Source organism: Stenotrophomonas sp. GD04145 (genome assembly GCF_029835135.1).
GTDB lineage: Bacteria > Pseudomonadota > Gammaproteobacteria > Xanthomonadales > Xanthomonadaceae > Stenotrophomonas > Stenotrophomonas maltophilia_P.
Map to the genome: position 1 here is coordinate 12,905 of NZ_JAODZG010000024.1, position 16,113 is coordinate 29,017.

The window sequence follows — 16,113 nt, forward strand, 5'->3', positions numbered from 1 at the left end:
GTTACGCCCAGGCCTTCGGGCGTGCGATCAGCCACACCGCACTTGCCGCCAGCAACAGCAGCGGCAGCCAGCCCAGATGGCGCGCGTCGCCGGACTGCAGCACCAGGCCACCGGCCACGCCGCCGGCCGCAATGGCCAGGTTCCAGCCGGTCACCAGCATCGACTGTGCAAGGTCGGCCGCCGCGCCGGCGCGCCGCGCCAGTGCCGTCTGGAACAGGGTCGGCACTGCACCGAACGCCATACCCCACACGATCGTCGCCAGCAGCAGTGCGGTCGCGCTCACCGGCCACAACAGCAGCGCCATGACGGCGGCGATGAAGCCCAGCACCGTGCTCCAGACCAGCGCATGCAGGTGGCGGTCCACACCCCAGCCAGCGATCGCGATACCGACAAGGGCCGCCATGCCGAACGCCAGCAGCAGGCGGTCCAGCCAGGCCCCCGCACCGGCCTGCAAGGCCAGAGGCTCGATGTAGGTGTACAGCACGTTGTGCGCGAGTACGTACAGCGCCATCACCAGCAAGGTGCTGCGCACGCCCGGCATGCGCCATACCGCAGCCAGCGACACACGCCGTCCGGAGCCGGCTGCGGGCAGGGCCGGCAGGGCCCAGCGCGCATAGACCAGCAGCAGCAGCGCCAGCACGCTCATCAGGGCGAACGCCCAGCGCCACCCGATCTGCTGGCCCAGCAGGGTACCGGCCGGCACGCCCAGTGACAGGGCCAACGGCGATCCGATCATCGCCACCGCGATGGCGCGTCCCTGCAGCTCAGGCACCACCATGCGCGCGGCGTAACCTGCCACCAGCGACCACAGCAGGCCGCCACTGACGCCGGCCAGGAAGCGCGCCGCCAGAATCAGCGCGTAGCTGCTGCTCAACGCGGTCAGCGTATTGACCAGCACGAAGCCGGCGATCGCGGCCAGCAACAGGGGACGACGCGGCAAACGCTGGGTCAGCGCGGTCATCGGCAGCGCCGCCAGTACCGAACCCAGCGCGTACACGCTGACCAGCTGACCCACCGCCGCATCGCTCACCCCCAGGCTGGCGCCCATCGGCCGCAGCACCCCGGCCGGCAGTGTTTCCGTCAGCAGGGTGATGAAGGCACCGCCGGCCAGCGCCAGCAGGCCGGCCCAGGGCAGGCGCGAGGCAGCACCCGCGGGGGCTGCCGCATCGATCGCGTGGCCACTCATCGTGCAGCCTCCAGATCGGCGTAGATCGCATCGCGCAGTTCATCCACGAATGCACCGTCCATGCCCTCGTACAGCGTATTGGTCAGCGCCACCACGCTCAGGCCCCGTGCCGGGTCGACGAACCAGCTGTGGCCGTAGGCACCGCCCCAGCGCCAGCTGCCTGGCGCCTGCGGCGTTGCGCCGGCAACCGCATCGCGCAGCACGGCAAATCCCAGGCCGAAGCCCCAGCCTGCCGGCTCCGGCGGCCCCGCCTCACCCACCTGCGGCGTGCCCATCTGCGCCAGCAGCGGGGCCGGCAGCAGCGCAGGCGCCTGCCCGTCGCGCAGCGCCTCGAGCACCGTCATCAGATCGTCGGCCGTGCCGACCAGGCCCGCGCCGGCCGATGGATAGCGGCTGGCATCGGTGGCCCGGGCCAGGCTGTACTCGATACCGACCGTTTCCGGGAACACCGGCACGACCTCGCCCTCGCGCAGGCGGTGCGGCAGCGGGTCGTCGCTGACATAGGGCGTGGCCAGCCGGCTCGCGTCGCCGGTTGCGAAGGCGGTGTCGCGCAGGCCAAGCGGCGTCGCCAGCAGGCGCTCGAACAACGCCTGCAGGGTCTCGCCCGTTGCGGCTTCGGCCACCGCCCCGGCCACGTCCACGCCCAGCGAATACATCCACTGGCTGCCCGGCGGGAACAGCAGGGGCACCTGTGCGATACGCCGCACGTTGTCGGCCAGCGACAGCGGATTGGCATCCATGCCATCACTGACGCCGGCCCGCGCGTAGGGGCCGTGCGCATCGGCTTCCAGGAAGCGGTAGCCCAGGCCGCTGCTGTGACTGAGCAGCTGGCGCAGGCTGATGGCCGGGGTGCTGCCGTCGGCGAGCGCCGGCCGGAAATCGGGCAGCCAGCGCTGCACGGGCGCATCCAGATCAAGCACACCCTCGGCGACCAGGCGCAGGATCACCACCGTCAGCAGAGGCTTGCTCACCGATGCCAGGCGGAACAGATGGTCACGGCGCATCGGTTCCCCGCGTTCACGGTCGGCCAGGCCGGTGGCGCTGGCGTGGCGCAGCACCCCGTGCACACGCACCTGCACGACCGCACCGACCAGCCGATGAGGGTGCACCTGCTGCAGCAGGCGCTGCACCGACGGCAGGGCGGGTTCAGTCACTGGGGAAAGAGCGGCATTCATGGCGGCAGTCCGTGGGAGGAGAGGCCGCCACCTTAGGCAGCCTGGACGCCGGCAAAAAGCCGGTTGCCGCTCCGCGCATCATGGACCGGGGAGTCCGCAATGGGCATGATGCCCGGAACCGGAAGGCCATCATCGCGCGTCAACGCGCTGCATCACGGTGTTGCATTCCCCCCGCCGCTGCCCTGCCTGCCACGCCCATGTCCGTTCTCGACAATCTCGCCAACCTGCAGACCTTCGTGCACGCCGCCGACACCCGCAGCTTCGTCGAAACCGGGCGCCTGCAGGGCATTTCCGCCTCCGCGGCGGGCAAGTGCGTGGCCCGGCTGGAACAGGCCCTGGGCGTACGCCTGTTCCACCGCAGTACGCGCAGCATCACCCTCACCGCGGAGGGCCAACTGTTCCTGGCCCGTTGCCGGCGCATCCTCGACGAGCGCGATGCCGCGCGTACCGAACTGGCGCAACCGCATGCCACGCCCAGTGGCACCCTGCGCATCAGCCTGCCGCTGGTCGGCGACCTCACCCTGCCGCTGATGGCCGAATTCATGGCGGCGTATCCGGACATCCGCCTCGACCTGGACTTCAGTGACCGCCTGGTGGACGTGATCGAAGAGGGCTTCGACGCAGTGCTGCGCGTGGGTGAGCCCAGCGATTCGCGCATGAACGCGCGTCGGATGGGGGTGTTTCCCCGGCGTGTCGTTGCCTCGCCGGCCTATCTGCAGCGGCGTGGTACGCCCCGCACCCCGGCCGACCTGCTGCAGCACACGCTGCTGCACTACCGCTTCCCCAGCAGCGGCAAGCTGGAGCCATGGCCGATCCACTGGCCCGAAGGCGAACCCGTGCAGGAACTGCCCGTGCACATGGTCGCCAACACCATCGAAGCCCGCGTGGCCCTGGCCCTGCGCGATGTCGGCCTGGCCTTCGTACCCGTGCATTCAGTGCGCGATACGCTGGCCGACGGGCGCCTGGTGACGGTGCTGGACGAGTACGTGCACTCCTGCGGCACCTTCCACCTGCTGTGGCCCTCGGGGCGCCACGTACTGCCGAAGCTGCGCGTGTTCATCGACTTCGTCGGCGCGCGCCTGGACACCGTGCCGTAGCCACGCCGCGGCGCGACCGTTCAGCCGCCGGCGCTATACTGGCCGCTCATTCCTCCTTGAGGCTCGCGACCGATGCGCCATTGATGCCGCCGTCTTCGAACTAGACGGCCCGACGCTTCCCGCCCCTGCGCGCAGGGGAGAACACGGCATCCATGGAGGTCGCATGACCGCACATTTCCTCACGCTCGATCGCGTGTCGTATCGACTGGCCGATGGCCGGTCGCTGTTTTCAGACCTGTCGTTTTCCTTTGAACCGGTCGCCACCGGCCTGGTCGGCGCCAACGGTGCCGGCAAGAGCGTGCTGGCGCGCCTGCTGGCGGGGCAGATCACGCCGGACAGCGGCGACGTGCACCGCAGCGGCAACGTGTTCCTGCTGCCCACGCCCGGCCACCCACCCCGTGGCAGCGTCGGCGAACTGGCCGGCGTCGGCCCGCAGCTGGCCGCACTGGCGCGGATCGAGGCTGGCAGCATCGACGAGGCCGACTTCGCCTGCATTGGCGAGCATTGGGATCTGCGCGAGCGGCTGGCACAGCACTGGCAGGCGCAACAGCTACCGGACGATCTCGATCCTGCGCAGCCGGCGGCCCGCCTCAGCGGTGGCCAGGCGATGCAGGTGGCGCTGTCCGGCGCCTGGGCCAGTGGCGCCGACTGGCTGATTCTGGACGAGCCCAGCAATCACCTCGACGCCCGCCATCGGCAGCAGCTCTACGCGCAGCTGCAGCAGTGGACCGGCGGTCTGCTGGTGATCAGCCACGACCGCGAGCTGCTGTCGCACATGCAGCAGATCGTCGAGCTGGACGCGCACGGCCTGCGTCGCTACGGCGGACCCTGGCAGCACTATGCCGAGGCACGCGCCGCCGAGCGGGACGCAGCGGACGCACAGCTTGACCACGCACGTGCGCAGCACCGGCGGCAGCAGCGCAGCGCGCGCGAGCAGCACGAACGCCAACAGCAGCGGCAGGCACGCGGCACGCGCGAGGCGAAGCAGGCCAACCAGGCACCGATCCTGCTCGGCCGGCAGAAGCAGCGCGCAGAAGCCAGCCACGGGCGTGCGCAGCAGATCCAGAACGAGCGCCTGCAGGCCAGTGCCGCGCAGCTGCGCGCCGCTTCATCGGCCGTGCAGGCCACACCCGAGCTGGCCCTGTTTGCAGGCGAGGGCGAACGTGGCAGTACGCGCCTGCTGCAGGCGACTGATCTCGTACTGCCGTACGGTTGCAGCCTGCCGTTGCAGCTGGCGATCCGTCGCCGGCAACGCATCGCCGTGATCGGCGACAACGGCAGTGGCAAATCGACCCTGCTGCGTGTGCTGGCCGATCACCTGCCCGCGCGCAGTGGCGCCGTGCAGCGCCTCGCGCCGCTGGCCCTGCTGGACCAGCAGCTGCTGGGGTTGTGCGGTACGCGCAGCATTCTGGACAGCGTGCAGGCCGCCAACCCCGCCGCCGATCCTGGCGAGCTGCGCACGCGCCTGGCGTTGCTGGGGCTGGATGCGCAGCGCATCCAGCGTCCCGCCAGCAGCCTCAGCGACGGCGAACGGGTGAAGGGCGCACTGGCCAGCGTGCTGTATGCCGACCCGGCACCCCAGCTGCTGCTGCTCGACGAGCCCGGCAATGCCCTGGACCTGGGGGCACTGCAGGCGCTGGAACAGCTGCTGGATGCATGGCCGGGTGCGTTGATGATGGTCAGCCACGACCGTCACCTGCTGCAGGCCTTGCGGCCCACGCAGGTACTGCAGGTAACAGCAGACGGTTGGCAATGGCACGACCCACGCCCTTGAACCCCTCCCGTCAGCGCTTCCACACCGGGAACGACTGAGGCAGCTGCTGCCACAACAGCGGGCCGGCGCGGAGCTCCTGGTCATCCAGCAGGCACGCATCCAGTTCCGCGCGCACCGCGCGTTCGTCCATGTGCACGCCGATCACCACCAGTTCCTGCCGACGGTCCCCCCATAGCGGATGCCACAGCCGCGCCATCGCGGCATGCGCGGCGCGATCCGGGAAGTCCTCCACGCCCGGCAGCGGAGCGCTCCAGCAGTTGGCCTGCTGGCGCGCCCAGCCCACATCGCTGTACGGCAGGGGCGTCGGCGGCAGCAGCGGCGTGGTGTCTTCCAGGCCTGCACGTACGCGATCACGCGCGGCGTACCAGAACCCTGCGGCCTGCGTGCGCGTTGCCGCGCCAACCGAGTTCAACTCGCCCACCCAGTCCATGCGGTTGGCCAGCCAGAACCAGCCCTTGCTGCGGATCACGCCGGGCATGCCACTGCGCAACGCGCGCGCGAAACGGGCCGGATGGAACGGCCGCCGTGAACGGTAGACGAAACTGGCAATGCCGTACTCTTCGCTTTCCGGCGTGTGCTCGCCACGCAGCTCCTTCACCCAGCCCGGTGCGCGCTGCGCCCGCTCGAAGTCGAAGCGGCCGGTATCGAGCAGTTCCGTCAGCGGTACATCACCGAAGCTGGACAGCAGCAGCTTCGCATCGCGGTTGAGGCCGCGCAGCACGGCCAGCGTGTCCTGCAGCACTTCCTCCTCCACCTGGTCGATCTTGCTGACCACGATCACGTCAGCGAACTCGACCTGCTCGCAGAGCAGGTCGACTACCCCGCGGTCGTCGTCCGGTCCCGCCTGCTGGCCACGCTCGGCCAGGCGCAGGGTCGATCCGAAGTCGGCCAGGAAGGCACTGCCGTCGACCACGGTGACCATCGTGTCCAGCCGGGCGATGTCGCTCAGGCTGAAGCCCTGCTCATCGCGCACCGCGAAGGTCGCGGCCACCGGCATCGGTTCGCCGATACCGGTGGATTCGATCAGCAGGTAGTCGTAGCGGCCGCTGTCAGCCAGCCGCCGCACTTCCTGCAGCAGGTCCTCGCGCAGCGTGCAGCAGATGCAGCCGTTGCTGAATTCCACCAGCGTCTCTTCGGTGCGGCGCAGTTCGGCGCCACCGTCGCGCACCAGCTGCGCATCGATGTTGACCTCGCTCATGTCGTTGACGATGACCGCCACGCGCAGGCCCTCGCGGTTGCGCAGGATCTGGTTGAGCAGGGTGGTCTTGCCGGCCCCCAGAAAGCCGGACAGCACGGTGACGGGCAAGCGGCGGTCGGCGCGGGAAACAGTGTTCATGTCGGAGCGGTCTGGCTGCGGGAAAGAAATGTTACTGTATAACAATTGTTACGCAAGGAACCTCCCCATGAAGTCCCCTTCCCCCGCACTGCTCGATGCCGGAGCCCTCGCCCTGTCGAGCCTGTGCCTGCTGCACTGCCTGGCGCTGCCCCTGCTTGCCGCCGCGTTGCCACTGTTCGGCGCCTGGGCCCAGGCCGAATGGGTGCATCTGCTGTTCGTGGCGATCGCCCTGCCGCTGACCGGCTACGCCCTGTGGCGGGCCGACCGCCGCCATCGCCTGCCCGTCATGGCCTGGACTGCGGCCGGTCTCGGCCTGGGCCTGCTGCTGGCCGGCGCGCTCGAGCTACCTTCGCATGCCTGGGAAACGCCGCTGACCGTCACCGGCAGCCTGCTGCTGGCCGCCACCCACATCTGGAACGCGCGGCGCCGGCACCGCCACTGCTGAGCATCGCCGACGGCCCGCCCCGCGTTACTTCCCGTAACGCCGCAACAGTTCGACCAGCACCTCGGCCTCCGCCGCCCGCTGCTGCGGGTCTTCAGCCCCGACCACATGCTCCTGCAGGTGCTCGTGCAGCAACTCCATCAACAGGCTGTGGGCCGCACCACGCACCGCCGCGACCTGCACCAGCACGTCCGCACAGTCGCCCGCTTCACCCTCGGGCCTGTCCAGCGCCTGCTCCAATGCCGCCACCTGGCCGCCAATGCGGCGCACCCGGGTCAGCAGCTGTTTTCGATTTCTGTGTACATGTGCCATGGGTGGATCGTATACCCTATGGGGGTATCAACTCCACCCGCCGGTCACTCCATGCATCTGGACACGCTCGCCGCTGCCCGTCGCCACGACCATCGCTTCGACGATGGCAATCCCCTTGCCGAACGCAATACCCGCCGCGCCCTGTGGCTGACCGTCGGCATGATGCTGGTGGAGATCGTCGGCGGCTGGTGGTTCAACTCCATGGCCGTGCTGGCCGACGGCTGGCACATGAGCTCGCACGCACTCGCGCTGGGCCTTTCGGTGTTCGCCTACCGCTGTGCACGGCGCTACGCGCACGACCCGCGGTTCGCCTTCGGCACCTGGAAGATCGAGATCCTGGCGGGCTATACCAGCGCCATTGCCCTGCTGGGTGTCGCCGCGCTGATGGCCGCGCAGTCCGTGCAGCGGCTGTGGGTTCCCGCGCCGATCCATTACGACGAAGCCATCGCCATCGCCGTGGTCGGCCTGGGCGTGAATCTGCTCTGTGCGTGGTGGCTGCACGACAGCCCCGGCCACACGCATCACGCGCATGGGCACGACCACGCGCATCATCACGGGCATCACCACGATCACGTTCATGACCCTTCGCAGGGCCACGATCTCAATCTGCGCTCGGCCTACCTGCACGTGCTGGCCGACGCGGCCACTTCGGTGCTGGCCATCGTCGCACTGCTCGGCGGCAAACTGCTGGGCCTCACCTGGCTGGACCCCGTGATGGGTCTGGTCGGCGCCGTGCTGGTCACGGTGTGGGCGGTCGGCCTGCTGCGTGACAGTGGCCGCATCCTGCTCGACGCGCAGATGGACGCGCCGGTGGTGGCCGAGGTCCGCGAGGTGATCGAGCAGGGCCCATGGCCGGCACGCCTGGCCGACCTGCACGTCTGGCAGGTGGGCCGGGGCAAGTACGCGGTCAGCGCCAGCGTGGTGACCAGCGACGCCCGCCTTGATGCCGATACCGTGCGCCAGGCGCTGGCGATCCACGAGGAGCTGGTGCACGTGACGGTCGAGATCCATCACAGCCCGTCCTGACAGCGCCGAGCCCTCGCCCCGGCTTCAGAGCTTCAGCATCATCCGCAGCAGGTACATCAGCAACGGCAGCGCACTCAGCACCGCGCCCACGATACCGATCCAGGGCCAACGCTCGCCCCGCACCCGCGATGCCACCGCCAGCCCGCATCCCACCAGTGCCGAGCCCAGCACGCCCACCCCAAGGCCTGCGGCGATGCCATTGCCTCCCGCGGCCACCGCCGCCTGTGCCGCAAGCGTGCCTGCAGCCCACCCCACGACCAGGCCCAATCCACTGGCCACTCCGCACCACGGTGCCTTGCCCTGTGCCATTGCACGCGTCCTCTTGCCGAATTTCTGTACGGGCCACGCCCGGCTGCTGCCTACACTAGCCGCACCTGCCTCGTCGGGACATCCCATGCGCGCGCTTCGCCTGCTGCTGCCCGGTGCCCTCCTGCTGCTCACCGCCTGCGGCGGCGATGCGCGGCTGCCGTTCTCCTCCGATGCCCTGCAAGGCTGCTTCGCTACCAGCCCGCGCAAGACCGCCGATTTCCGCATCGAGCGCGAAGGCAGCCAGTACTTCGTTTCCTTCAACCGCGATGGGCAATGGCAGCGCGACCCGAACGGGCTGCACAAGGCCACCTCCAGCGAGATCAGCCGCTACTTCCGCGACGATGCGGCACAGATCGACAGCGCCTTGATCCGCATGGCCGGCGGCTTCGGCCTCTTCCACTTCAACAGGGGCGCCACGCTGAAGGGCAAGGCCAGTGACAGCGACTACATGGCACTGATGCTGATCGGTGCCGGGCCGGTGTATGCGGTGAAGTGCGATTGATCGAAGTGCAGGGATTCAAGCGGATGAGGAAAGTTTCAAATTCGATCAGGCACAACTTCGGTCACAATCGAGATGCCGGATATTGTTGAGCCTACTGTCTCCGCCACCATGAAACGGAGACTCACACATGAGCAGACGCGCGCTGATGCTATGTATAGCGACGGCCATGGCTGTACCTGCGTTCGCAGAAACACCCTTGAGTGTCGACAGAACCGAGTTGGACTCCAAGGGCGAGATCATCATCGTTCGTCGTACAACGTGGCCAGACTTCGACGGAGCACACATCCAGGTTGATCAGCATCTCAAGCCAGATGGATTTGGACGCCTGATCTATCGATACAGTGACCAGTCGGAAGCCACCAAGCTCTATCATCAGGCCTTCTGCGCCTCCATGGATATGGAACCGTCTCAGGGGGAAGGGACGATTGAAGGGCCGGCAGCAGGTTGGGTATGCACTCGCGAAAATGCCCCCGGCAGTTGCGTTGGGATCCAACACCGCTCTTTCTATCCTTCATGACAGCTGCGGTACCATGCCCTCCCCCGAACCGCCCGATGCCTGCCGTGCCCCATTACACCGGCCCCCTGCTGACCCGCGACAGCGCCGACGCCCTGCGTCGTGCCCATGACAAGGGCGCGCCCGAGTGGCAGGGCTCGCTTGACCTGGGGCGCAGCCAGGACAGCGTGGGGCTGGACGCGGAAGGCTTCCATTTCCGCGGCCAGCACTACCCGTGGCCGGGCAAGCTGAAGGACCGCACGCTGTACTACTGGGAGGGCGAAGACTTCGCTCCCATCTCACGCTACAGCGGTTCACTGATCAAACTGGTGCCTACCGAGTGGGGTGCGCCGACCTTCGAAATCGACGGCATCAAGATGCTGCCCACCTCGAAGCTGTCGCCGTTCGAAGACGCACGCCGCAAGGTCGAGCTGGTTGCACCGGCAGGCAAGGCGCTGCTTGATACCTGTGGTGGGCTCGGTTACTTCGCCGCCTGCGCACTGGAGGCCGGCGTCGGCCAGATCCGCTCGTTCGAGAAGAACGCCGACGTGATGTGGCTGCGCACGCTCAACCCGTGGTCGCCCGATCCCGACTCGGCCGCTGCCGGTGGTCGCCTGCACTTCAGCCAGGGCGACGTCTCGCAGCAGATCGAGCAGATCGCCAGCAACAGCGTCGATGCGATCCTGCATGACCCGCCGCGCTTCGGCATCGCAGGCGAACTGTATTCGCAGGTGTTCTACGACCATCTCGCCCGCGTCCTGCGCAAGGGCGGCCCCCTGTTCCACTACACCGGCGCGCCGAACAAGCTCACCAGCGGCCGCGATGTGCCGCGCGAAGTGGCCAAGCGCCTGGAAAAGGCCGGATTCAAGGCCGAGCTCGCGCTGGACGGCGTGCTGGCGGTCAAGCGCTGAGCGCTACTCCGAATCCACCTTCGCCAGCGTCATCACCCACGCCGGCACCACCGGTTCGCCGGCATAGAAATCCTTCGGCTTGTTCTCGGCCATCGCCCAGCGATGCAGCCAGCTCGGGCCGTAGCGGCCGTTGTAGCCTTCCGCGCCGCGCGCATAGGCGGGGTCACGCATGGCTTCTTCCAGCGTGATGAAGCGGTAGCCGCGCCGCCGGGTGGCCGCCACCAGTTCGGCGAAGGTGGCCGCGTTCAGTTCATTGGCATGCATCAGCCAGACCTGCGGCAACGCATAGCCCAGCAGCGCCTGCGACTGCCGCTCGTAGTAGTCCAGCTTGTTGAGCATGTACGGCACATAGCCCTTGCGCAGCCGCGCCAGCGTAGCCTCGCGGGCTGCGGACGGCGGCTGTTCATTCATCACGTTGGCGTAGGCGAAGGCCCAGACCCATTCGCCGTTGTCCACCGTCACCGGCGCCACGCGGTACCCGTGGTCGCGGAAGAATCCGTCCATTGCCGCGCGGTCCTCGGCCGTCCGGCCCGCACGCAGATACGGATGGCGCATCCACTGTGGCCGCTGTCCACGCTCGGCCAGCAGCGGCCGCAGCACCTGTTCGCCACGCAGGAAATCCTGCTGGAAGGCAGCCACGCCCCGCGCATTGAGGTCCATGTGCGAATAGGTGTGGTTGCCCAGCCCATAACCCGCATCGAGCCAATCGCGCAGCATCTGCACCCGCGCCGGCTGCACTTGGCCATCAACCTCCAGCTTGTTCTCGTTGACGAAACCCACCACCGGCACATCGGCCTGGCGCAGCTGCGCCATCAACGCCGCATGGCGCGTCTGCAGATCCGCAGGCAGGATGGTGTCCACGCGCGCCCACGGCAGATCATCAATGGTGACCGCGATGCGCCGGTCCACCTCCGCGGCGTGCACCGCCAGCGACAACAGCAGCAACGGCAGGGCACACAGCCACGTACGCATGGACCATCCTTGTGTCGGCAGGAACGCCGACTGTAGCCCAGCGCGCGAGCGCCGTCAGCGCCCCTCTTCCGCAGCCGCGGCCCGCCACAGTGCAACACCGCCCACCATCGCGGCCGTCAACAGCGCCACCAGCACCAGGGCCAGGTCATCCGGATTGCGCTGCAGCGGCGCGTGCGCACGGGTGAAGATATGGAAGACCACCTCCTGGGCCTGCTCCAGTGGCATGCGTCCCTGCTGGGTCAGATCGACCAGACACGCCGTCGGAGACAGCCTGACCACGCTGTTCCACGCGTCTTCGTACAGATGCAGGGTCCACGCCGCCAGCGCCATGGCGCTGGCATGCAGAGCCATCAGCCCCAGCGCGGTGGTGCGCAGGGGCCGCCGTACCCGGTGCCACCAATGCACGCAGATGGCCATCGCACCCAGCAGTGCGAGCACCATGCCCGCTACCGGCAACCACCGCAGTGGCTGCCAATCATCCAGCGCGCCGGCACGCGCCATCAACACTTCGGCCATCCGCAGTCGCGCCGCGGGGTCCGGGCCACCGCAGGCAGCCGTCACCGGCTCCAGCAACAGATCCACGCGGTGGTGGAAGTAGCCTGCGGCCAAGCCAAGGCCCAGCACGGCGACCACCTGCAGCAGAAGCAACATCAGTCCCGGGGCGCGCGTGCGGCCCTGAGGGAACGGAGTGGATGTCATCGTTACACTCGTGTCGGCGGTCTGTCATCGTAACCAAGCCGATCACGGCTGTCGGCTGGCGGATGCGACAACACGTGTGCTCGGCGGTACGATGTCCACCGAGGAAGAACCGCTGCATGGAGTGCGCTGGATGCTGACGCTGTACCTGCTGGTGCATTACGGCACCGGCCTGTTGATGATCGCAGGGGCGGCCTACGCCGTGTCGCGTGTCATCCAGACCCAGCGCGCAAAGCTGCCACCGGTGACGTCGCGCCTCCTGCCTGCGGCCACACCACCGCGCCGTCGCGAACGCAAGGCACTACGGCGCCTGCAACGTCGTCATCCGCAGTCGAGCTACCACGTTGCCGCACCGGTTCCCCGCGCGTGGTACTTCATCGGCTGCATACCGATCTTCGCCACGGCAGCGGTATGGGCCGTCACCATGCCGGACGGCGCACGCTTCCAGGTCATGGTTGAAAGCACCGTCGGCTACCCGGCGAGCATCGCCCAGGTGCGCCTGCCCGCATCCCGGCACGCCGCGCTGTTGCAGGCGTGGCAGCCTGTCATCGCACAGGGCGCACGCACGGTCGAGATGGACTACACCATCGGCCGCCCACCGCTGGCAATCCAGTCGCGCGACGTTCTGCCGGTACAGGTACGGCAGCAGGGTGACCTGCTGCAGGTCGCGTTCGCACAGCCGATGCAGACACACCAGCTGCAGGCCGCACTGACAGCGCGGGGCGCTCTGGCCGCCGGTGCGGTGCAGGTCCATCCACGCACGTTCGCGCCTTGGCGCGAACGCGGTTGGACGCCCCTGCTCGTCCCTGCACCAGCGGGCCGCCCAACGCCGCGCTAACCGCGCGGCAGCTTGGCCGCCCACATGTTGTCGACCAGGTTCGGATAGGGTCGCCCGTTCTCCTCCGCGCGCTGCCGCGCCGCCTCCTTCTGTGCAGGCGACAACGGCTGCGACTTCTGGCCCTTCGGGTTGGGCTTCTTCCACGGTGGCGTGCGGGTCTGGCGCATGCGACGAGTGTAGAGGCCGGTTACTGCTTGAGGAAGTTCAGCAGCGCCAGATTGAAGTCGTCGGTGTGGCTGGTGTTGCAGCCATGCGGCGCGTTGTGCAGCACCACCAGCTCGCTGCCGCGTATGGCGCGCTGGGTGCGCTTGCCCGAGCCCTCCAGTGGCACGGTGGCATCACTGTCGCCGTGCAGCACCAGGGTGGGAACGCTCACCTTCTGCAGATCGCGACGGAAGTCGGTGGTGGCAAACGCCTTCATGCAACCCAGCGCCGCCGCTTGGTCGGACTGGTGGCACAGCGCAATCGCCGCCTGGCGCTCGGCCTCGGTGACCATCAGCTTGCCGTTGGCGCTGAAGAAATCGCGGGTGAAGCCATCGAAGAAGGCTTCGCGGTCCTGTTCCAGGCCGGTGCGCATCTCGTCCGCCTTGTCCTGGGTCAGCGGGCCCTCCGGGTTATCGTCGGTGCGCAGCAGGTAAGGGGGCACCGCAGCCGCGAACACCACACTGTGCAGGCGCGCCTCGCCGTGATTGGCGATGTAGCGCGCCACCTCGCCGCCACCCATCGAGAAACCGACCAGTGTGACCTCCTTCAGATCGCGCTGCTCGATGATGCTGGCCAGATCGGCCGCCAGCGTGTCGTAGTCATAGCCGTCGGCTGGCTTCTCGGAGCGACCGAAGCCACGCCGGTCATAGCTGATCACGCGGTAGCCCGCATCCCGCAGGATCGGCACCTGATCCTTCCACGCCTCGGCCGAGAGCGGCCAGCCATGGATGAGAATGACCGGGCGGCCCTCACCGCCGGTGTCTTCGATGTGCAGCCGGATGGGGGAAGCAGGCATGGGAACTCCTGGTGTAAGGATGGCACCAGCCTAGGCAGCGCCGCCTGTGGCGACCGTGAGGGAATCCGCCCGCGCCATGACATGCCCTACACGCCTGGCGCCCGGGACCCGCACCCGGAATCCGGCCGTTCGTACCCGGCAGACGCGGCTTCGTCGCACCCGCGCGCCGACCGCCCCCGCAGCGTGCCACTGTGCGCCCGACATCCACGGAGACGCGCCATGCTGTTCGCCCTGCCCTTGCTCGCCGCCGGCCTTGCCGCCAGCCCTGCCCCGTCCGATACCCTGCGCGAGCAGATCCGCCAGGCCGATACCCAGCTGTTCGCAGTGGCGTTCGAGGCCTGCGATGCCGATCGGGCCGCGGCGATGACCACCGAGGACATGGAGTTCTTCCATGACAAGGACGGCAAGTCGGCCAGCAGCCGCGAGGACTTCCGGCGCAGCGTGGCCCGCATGTGCGACAGCGCGCGCCAGGGCGGCTGGCGCCTGCGCCGCGAATTGGTGGACCGTTCGCTGCAGGTGTTCGCGTTGCACGATGAGCGTGCATTGGAGATGGGCGACCATCGCTTCTACGAACGCGGCAAGGACGGTGTGGAGCGGTGGGTGGGGCAGGCGCGCTTCGTGCAGGTGTGGCGACGCGTGGACGGCACCTGGCAGGTGGAGCGGGTGATCAGCTATGACCACCGCGGGGTGGATTGAGGTTGGGGAGGTGGCAGGCGGCGGAGGGTCCACGCCGCCACTCTGGCGCCCACCTGGCGAAATCCCATGCCTGCAACAGGTGGCCGCGCTCTCCCAGCGCGGCCACCTCCAGCCGTTACAACTGGATGCGCGCCACGCTCTCGTTCGCGTCCTTGGCATCCTTCTCGCCGTTCTTGATGCTCACGTACAGCACGTTGTTCTTGGCATCCAGCGCCAAGCTGTTCGGGTGGGTCGGCACCGGGTAGGTGGCCACCTTCTGGTAGCTCTCACTGTCGTACGCGGTCACCGTGCCGCCATCGCGGTTGGTCACGTACAGGCGCTTGCGCGGTGCGTCCAGCAGGATGCCCAGCGGGCCGGCGTCGGTCGGGATGCTGGCCAGTTCCTTGCCGGTGGTGCGGTCGAGCACCAGCACGCGCTGGCCCGGGTGCTTGCTGGTGAAGCCCGCGCTGCTCTTGGTCATGTAGCTGCGGATCATCTCCGAGCCCTGGTCGGTCACGAACAGGCGCTTGCCGTCCGGGTGAAGCGCGATGTTCATCGGCTGCTCGGCGCTGATCTTGTGCTGGGCCACCACCTTGTTGGCGTCGGTGCCAACCACCACCAGGTCGGCCAGCAGGTTGCTGGTGTACACGCGCTTGTTGGCGGCATCCAGCGCCAGGCCCGGCGCCTTGGCGTTGCCCAGGCCCGGAATGGTGTTGATCACCTTTAGGGTGGTGGTATCGACCACGAACAGCGCGCTGCCCTCGCTGGAATGGCCGGTGACGTACAGACGGTTGGCCGGGCTGTCGACCACCAACTCGCGCAGGTCGTGGGTGTAGGCGGCCTTGCCGTCCTTGCCGACCTTCTTCTCCATCAGCTGCACGATGCCGATGGCCTTGTTCTGCGCGGTATCGACCACGGTTACCGAAGTATCGACGGTGTTGCCGACGTACAGGCGGTTGTGGGCGTCATCCAGCACTACGCCGAACGCCTTGCGCTCCAGCGGGATGCGGGTTTCCACGGCCAGCGTGGCCGGGTTCAGGCGCAGCACCTGCGACGGGCCGGCGTCATCGCCGAAGCCGCCGGAGGAGGCCACGAACACGGCGTTCTGGGTGGAGCTGTACGCCAGTTCGTACAGGCCCTTGGCGATGGCCTGGCGCTGCACGGCAGCGGGGGTGCTGGCGGCGGGCGCGTTATCGGCGAAGGCCGCCGGGGCGCCGACGCTGAGCGAAATGGCAAGGGCCAGGGCGGCCGAGCGGAAAGCGGAATGACGGAACATGCGAGCATCCTTGAAAGGGCACGGAAGGGTGTCCTGGCTCGCTGGGCCGTACGAAGACGGCCGTTCCGGCGTGTGCGCACGGAAAGGCTGGCT

Annotated in this window: 19 protein-coding genes; 9 read left to right on the forward strand and 10 right to left on the reverse strand. The window is 68.2% G+C overall.

All coding sequences use genetic code 11. From position 1 onward, the window contains the following. Nucleotide 1 precedes the first annotated feature (1 nt). Complete coding sequence (locus N7367_RS12705) at nt 2–1,186, reverse strand: MFS transporter (RefSeq protein ID WP_279942502.1); 1,185 nt, start codon at nt 1,184–1,186, stop codon at nt 2–4. Continuing rightward, the gene (locus N7367_RS12710) at nt 1,183–2,361 is read right to left on the reverse strand and encodes a serine hydrolase domain-containing protein (RefSeq protein WP_180875805.1); all 1,179 of its coding nucleotides are present in this window, start codon (nt 2,359–2,361) and stop codon (nt 1,183–1,185) included. The genes N7367_RS12705 and N7367_RS12710 overlap by 4 nt, the downstream gene beginning before the upstream one ends. A 197-nt stretch (nt 2,362–2,558) precedes the next feature. Here N7367_RS12710 and N7367_RS12715 point away from each other — a divergent pair, with 197 nt between their 5' ends. Next, on the forward strand, nt 2,559–3,458 hold the full coding sequence (locus N7367_RS12715) for a LysR family transcriptional regulator (protein WP_053518823.1): 900 nt from the start codon (nt 2,559–2,561) through the stop codon (nt 3,456–3,458). Nucleotides 3,459–3,621: 163 nt separating this feature from the next. Next, a complete protein-coding gene (locus N7367_RS12720) occupies nt 3,622–5,232 on the forward strand; it encodes an ATP-binding cassette domain-containing protein (protein ID WP_279942503.1) in 1,611 nt (536 codons plus the stop codon). A 10-nt stretch (nt 5,233–5,242) separates the two neighbouring features. Here the strand turns inward: N7367_RS12720 and N7367_RS12725 are convergent, their stop codons facing one another. Continuing rightward, entirely contained in the window at nt 5,243–6,568 is a 1,326-nt protein-coding gene (locus N7367_RS12725) for a GTP-binding protein (protein WP_279942504.1), read from the reverse strand. Nucleotides 6,569–6,635: 67 nt separating this feature from the next. Between N7367_RS12725 and N7367_RS12730 the strand changes: the two genes are divergently transcribed. After that, a complete protein-coding gene (locus tag N7367_RS12730) occupies nt 6,636–7,013 on the forward strand; it encodes a MerC domain-containing protein (RefSeq protein ID WP_164151030.1) in 378 nt (125 codons plus the stop codon). A gap of 24 nt (nt 7,014–7,037) precedes the next feature. Here N7367_RS12730 and N7367_RS12735 read toward each other — a convergent pair whose 3' ends face one another. Further along, nucleotides 7,038–7,322, reverse strand: coding sequence for a metal-sensing transcriptional repressor (locus N7367_RS12735; protein WP_049417302.1), 285 nt, complete (start codon nt 7,320–7,322; stop codon nt 7,038–7,040). A gap of 51 nt (nt 7,323–7,373) precedes the next feature. Between N7367_RS12735 and dmeF the strand changes: the two genes are divergently transcribed. Then, nucleotides 7,374–8,348 carry a CDF family Co(II)/Ni(II) efflux transporter DmeF gene (gene dmeF, locus N7367_RS12740; protein WP_279942505.1) on the forward strand — a complete coding sequence of 325 codons (975 nt, stop codon included), beginning with the start codon at nt 7,374–7,376 and terminating at the stop codon, nt 8,346–8,348. A gap of 24 nt (nt 8,349–8,372) precedes the next feature. Here the strand turns inward: dmeF and N7367_RS12745 are convergent, their stop codons facing one another. Continuing rightward, entirely contained in the window at nt 8,373–8,657 is a 285-nt protein-coding gene (locus tag N7367_RS12745; RefSeq protein ID WP_065175406.1) for a hypothetical protein, read from the reverse strand. Nucleotides 8,658–8,742: 85 nt separating this feature from the next. On the opposite strand from N7367_RS12745, the gene N7367_RS12750 reads away from it, so the two are divergent. The 3 genes from N7367_RS12750 to N7367_RS12760 all read left to right on the forward strand — a co-directional run bounded on the left by N7367_RS12750 (nt 8,743) and on the right by N7367_RS12760 (nt 10,563). Then, a complete protein-coding gene (locus N7367_RS12750) occupies nt 8,743–9,159 on the forward strand; it encodes a hypothetical protein (protein ID WP_279942506.1) in 417 nt (138 codons plus the stop codon). 127 nt (nt 9,160–9,286) lie between these two features. Further along, entirely contained in the window at nt 9,287–9,676 is a 390-nt protein-coding gene (locus N7367_RS12755; protein ID WP_279942507.1) for a hypothetical protein, read from the forward strand. 44 nt (nt 9,677–9,720) lie between these two features. Further along, entirely contained in the window at nt 9,721–10,563 is an 843-nt protein-coding gene (locus N7367_RS12760) for an SAM-dependent methyltransferase (RefSeq protein WP_345781897.1), read from the forward strand. A 3-nt stretch (nt 10,564–10,566) separates the two neighbouring features. On the opposite strand, the gene N7367_RS12765 is transcribed toward N7367_RS12760, so the two are convergent. Together N7367_RS12765 and N7367_RS12770 are read right to left on the reverse strand one after the other, a co-directional pair. Then, complete coding sequence (locus N7367_RS12765) at nt 10,567–11,535, reverse strand: polysaccharide deacetylase family protein (RefSeq protein WP_279942509.1); 969 nt, start codon at nt 11,533–11,535, stop codon at nt 10,567–10,569. Between the two features lie 54 nt (nt 11,536–11,589). Then, the gene (locus N7367_RS12770; protein ID WP_053518811.1) at nt 11,590–12,234 is read right to left on the reverse strand and encodes a hypothetical protein; all 645 of its coding nucleotides are present in this window, start codon (nt 12,232–12,234) and stop codon (nt 11,590–11,592) included. Between the two features lie 91 nt (nt 12,235–12,325). Here N7367_RS12770 and N7367_RS12775 point away from each other — a divergent pair, with 91 nt between their 5' ends. After that, nucleotides 12,326–13,069: a hypothetical protein gene (locus N7367_RS12775; protein ID WP_279942510.1), complete on the forward strand. Its 744-nt coding sequence runs from the start codon at nt 12,326–12,328 to the stop codon at nt 13,067–13,069. Here N7367_RS12775 and N7367_RS12780 read toward each other — a convergent pair. Together N7367_RS12780 and N7367_RS12785 are read right to left on the reverse strand one after the other, a co-directional pair. Continuing rightward, entirely contained in the window at nt 13,066–13,236 is a 171-nt protein-coding gene (locus N7367_RS12780; protein ID WP_164972344.1) for a hypothetical protein, read from the reverse strand. The genes N7367_RS12775 and N7367_RS12780 overlap by 4 nt on opposite strands. Before the next feature lie 20 nt (nt 13,237–13,256). Then, nucleotides 13,257–14,069 carry an alpha/beta hydrolase gene (locus N7367_RS12785; RefSeq protein WP_053518807.1) on the reverse strand — a complete coding sequence of 271 codons (813 nt, stop codon included), beginning with the start codon at nt 14,067–14,069 and terminating at the stop codon, nt 13,257–13,259. A gap of 219 nt (nt 14,070–14,288) precedes the next feature. Between N7367_RS12785 and N7367_RS12790 the strand changes: the two genes are divergently transcribed. Beyond that, entirely contained in the window at nt 14,289–14,765 is a 477-nt protein-coding gene (locus N7367_RS12790) for a nuclear transport factor 2 family protein (protein WP_279942511.1), read from the forward strand. A 115-nt stretch (nt 14,766–14,880) separates the two neighbouring features. On the opposite strand, the gene N7367_RS12795 is transcribed toward N7367_RS12790, so the two are convergent. Further along, on the reverse strand, nt 14,881–16,020 hold the full coding sequence (locus tag N7367_RS12795) for a YncE family protein (protein ID WP_279942512.1): 1,140 nt from the start codon (nt 16,018–16,020) through the stop codon (nt 14,881–14,883). Between the last annotated feature and the right edge of the window lie 93 nt (nt 16,021–16,113).

What these genes read in the sequence shown, in the direction of transcription:
- N7367_RS12705 (WP_279942502.1), bottom strand. Translation starts at nt 1,186, where the DNA reads ATGAGTGGCCACGCGATCGATGCGGCAGCCCCCGCGGGTGCTGCCTCG.
- N7367_RS12710 (WP_180875805.1), bottom strand. Translation starts at nt 2,361, where the DNA reads ATGAATGCCGCTCTTTCCCCAGTGACTGAACCCGCCCTGCCGTCGGTG.
- N7367_RS12715 (WP_053518823.1), top strand. Translation starts at nt 2,559, where the DNA reads ATGTCCGTTCTCGACAATCTCGCCAACCTGCAGACCTTCGTGCACGCC.
- N7367_RS12720 (WP_279942503.1), top strand. Translation starts at nt 3,622, where the DNA reads ATGACCGCACATTTCCTCACGCTCGATCGCGTGTCGTATCGACTGGCC.
- N7367_RS12725 (WP_279942504.1), bottom strand. Translation starts at nt 6,568, where the DNA reads ATGAACACTGTTTCCCGCGCCGACCGCCGCTTGCCCGTCACCGTGCTG.
- N7367_RS12730 (WP_164151030.1), top strand. Translation starts at nt 6,636, where the DNA reads ATGAAGTCCCCTTCCCCCGCACTGCTCGATGCCGGAGCCCTCGCCCTG.
- N7367_RS12735 (WP_049417302.1), bottom strand. Translation starts at nt 7,322, where the DNA reads ATGGCACATGTACACAGAAATCGAAAACAGCTGCTGACCCGGGTGCGC.
- dmeF (WP_279942505.1), top strand. Translation starts at nt 7,374, where the DNA reads ATGCATCTGGACACGCTCGCCGCTGCCCGTCGCCACGACCATCGCTTC.
- N7367_RS12745 (WP_065175406.1), bottom strand. Translation starts at nt 8,657, where the DNA reads ATGGCACAGGGCAAGGCACCGTGGTGCGGAGTGGCCAGTGGATTGGGC.
- N7367_RS12750 (WP_279942506.1), top strand. Translation starts at nt 8,743, where the DNA reads ATGCGCGCGCTTCGCCTGCTGCTGCCCGGTGCCCTCCTGCTGCTCACC.
- N7367_RS12755 (WP_279942507.1), top strand. Translation starts at nt 9,287, where the DNA reads ATGAGCAGACGCGCGCTGATGCTATGTATAGCGACGGCCATGGCTGTA.
- N7367_RS12765 (WP_279942509.1), bottom strand. Translation starts at nt 11,535, where the DNA reads ATGCGTACGTGGCTGTGTGCCCTGCCGTTGCTGCTGTTGTCGCTGGCG.
- N7367_RS12770 (WP_053518811.1), bottom strand. Translation starts at nt 12,234, where the DNA reads ATGACATCCACTCCGTTCCCTCAGGGCCGCACGCGCGCCCCGGGACTG.
- N7367_RS12775 (WP_279942510.1), top strand. Translation starts at nt 12,326, where the DNA reads ATGTCCACCGAGGAAGAACCGCTGCATGGAGTGCGCTGGATGCTGACG.
- N7367_RS12780 (WP_164972344.1), bottom strand. Translation starts at nt 13,236, where the DNA reads ATGCGCCAGACCCGCACGCCACCGTGGAAGAAGCCCAACCCGAAGGGC.
- N7367_RS12785 (WP_053518807.1), bottom strand. Translation starts at nt 14,069, where the DNA reads ATGCCTGCTTCCCCCATCCGGCTGCACATCGAAGACACCGGCGGTGAG.
- N7367_RS12790 (WP_279942511.1), top strand. Translation starts at nt 14,289, where the DNA reads ATGCTGTTCGCCCTGCCCTTGCTCGCCGCCGGCCTTGCCGCCAGCCCT.
- N7367_RS12795 (WP_279942512.1), bottom strand. Translation starts at nt 16,020, where the DNA reads ATGTTCCGTCATTCCGCTTTCCGCTCGGCCGCCCTGGCCCTTGCCATT.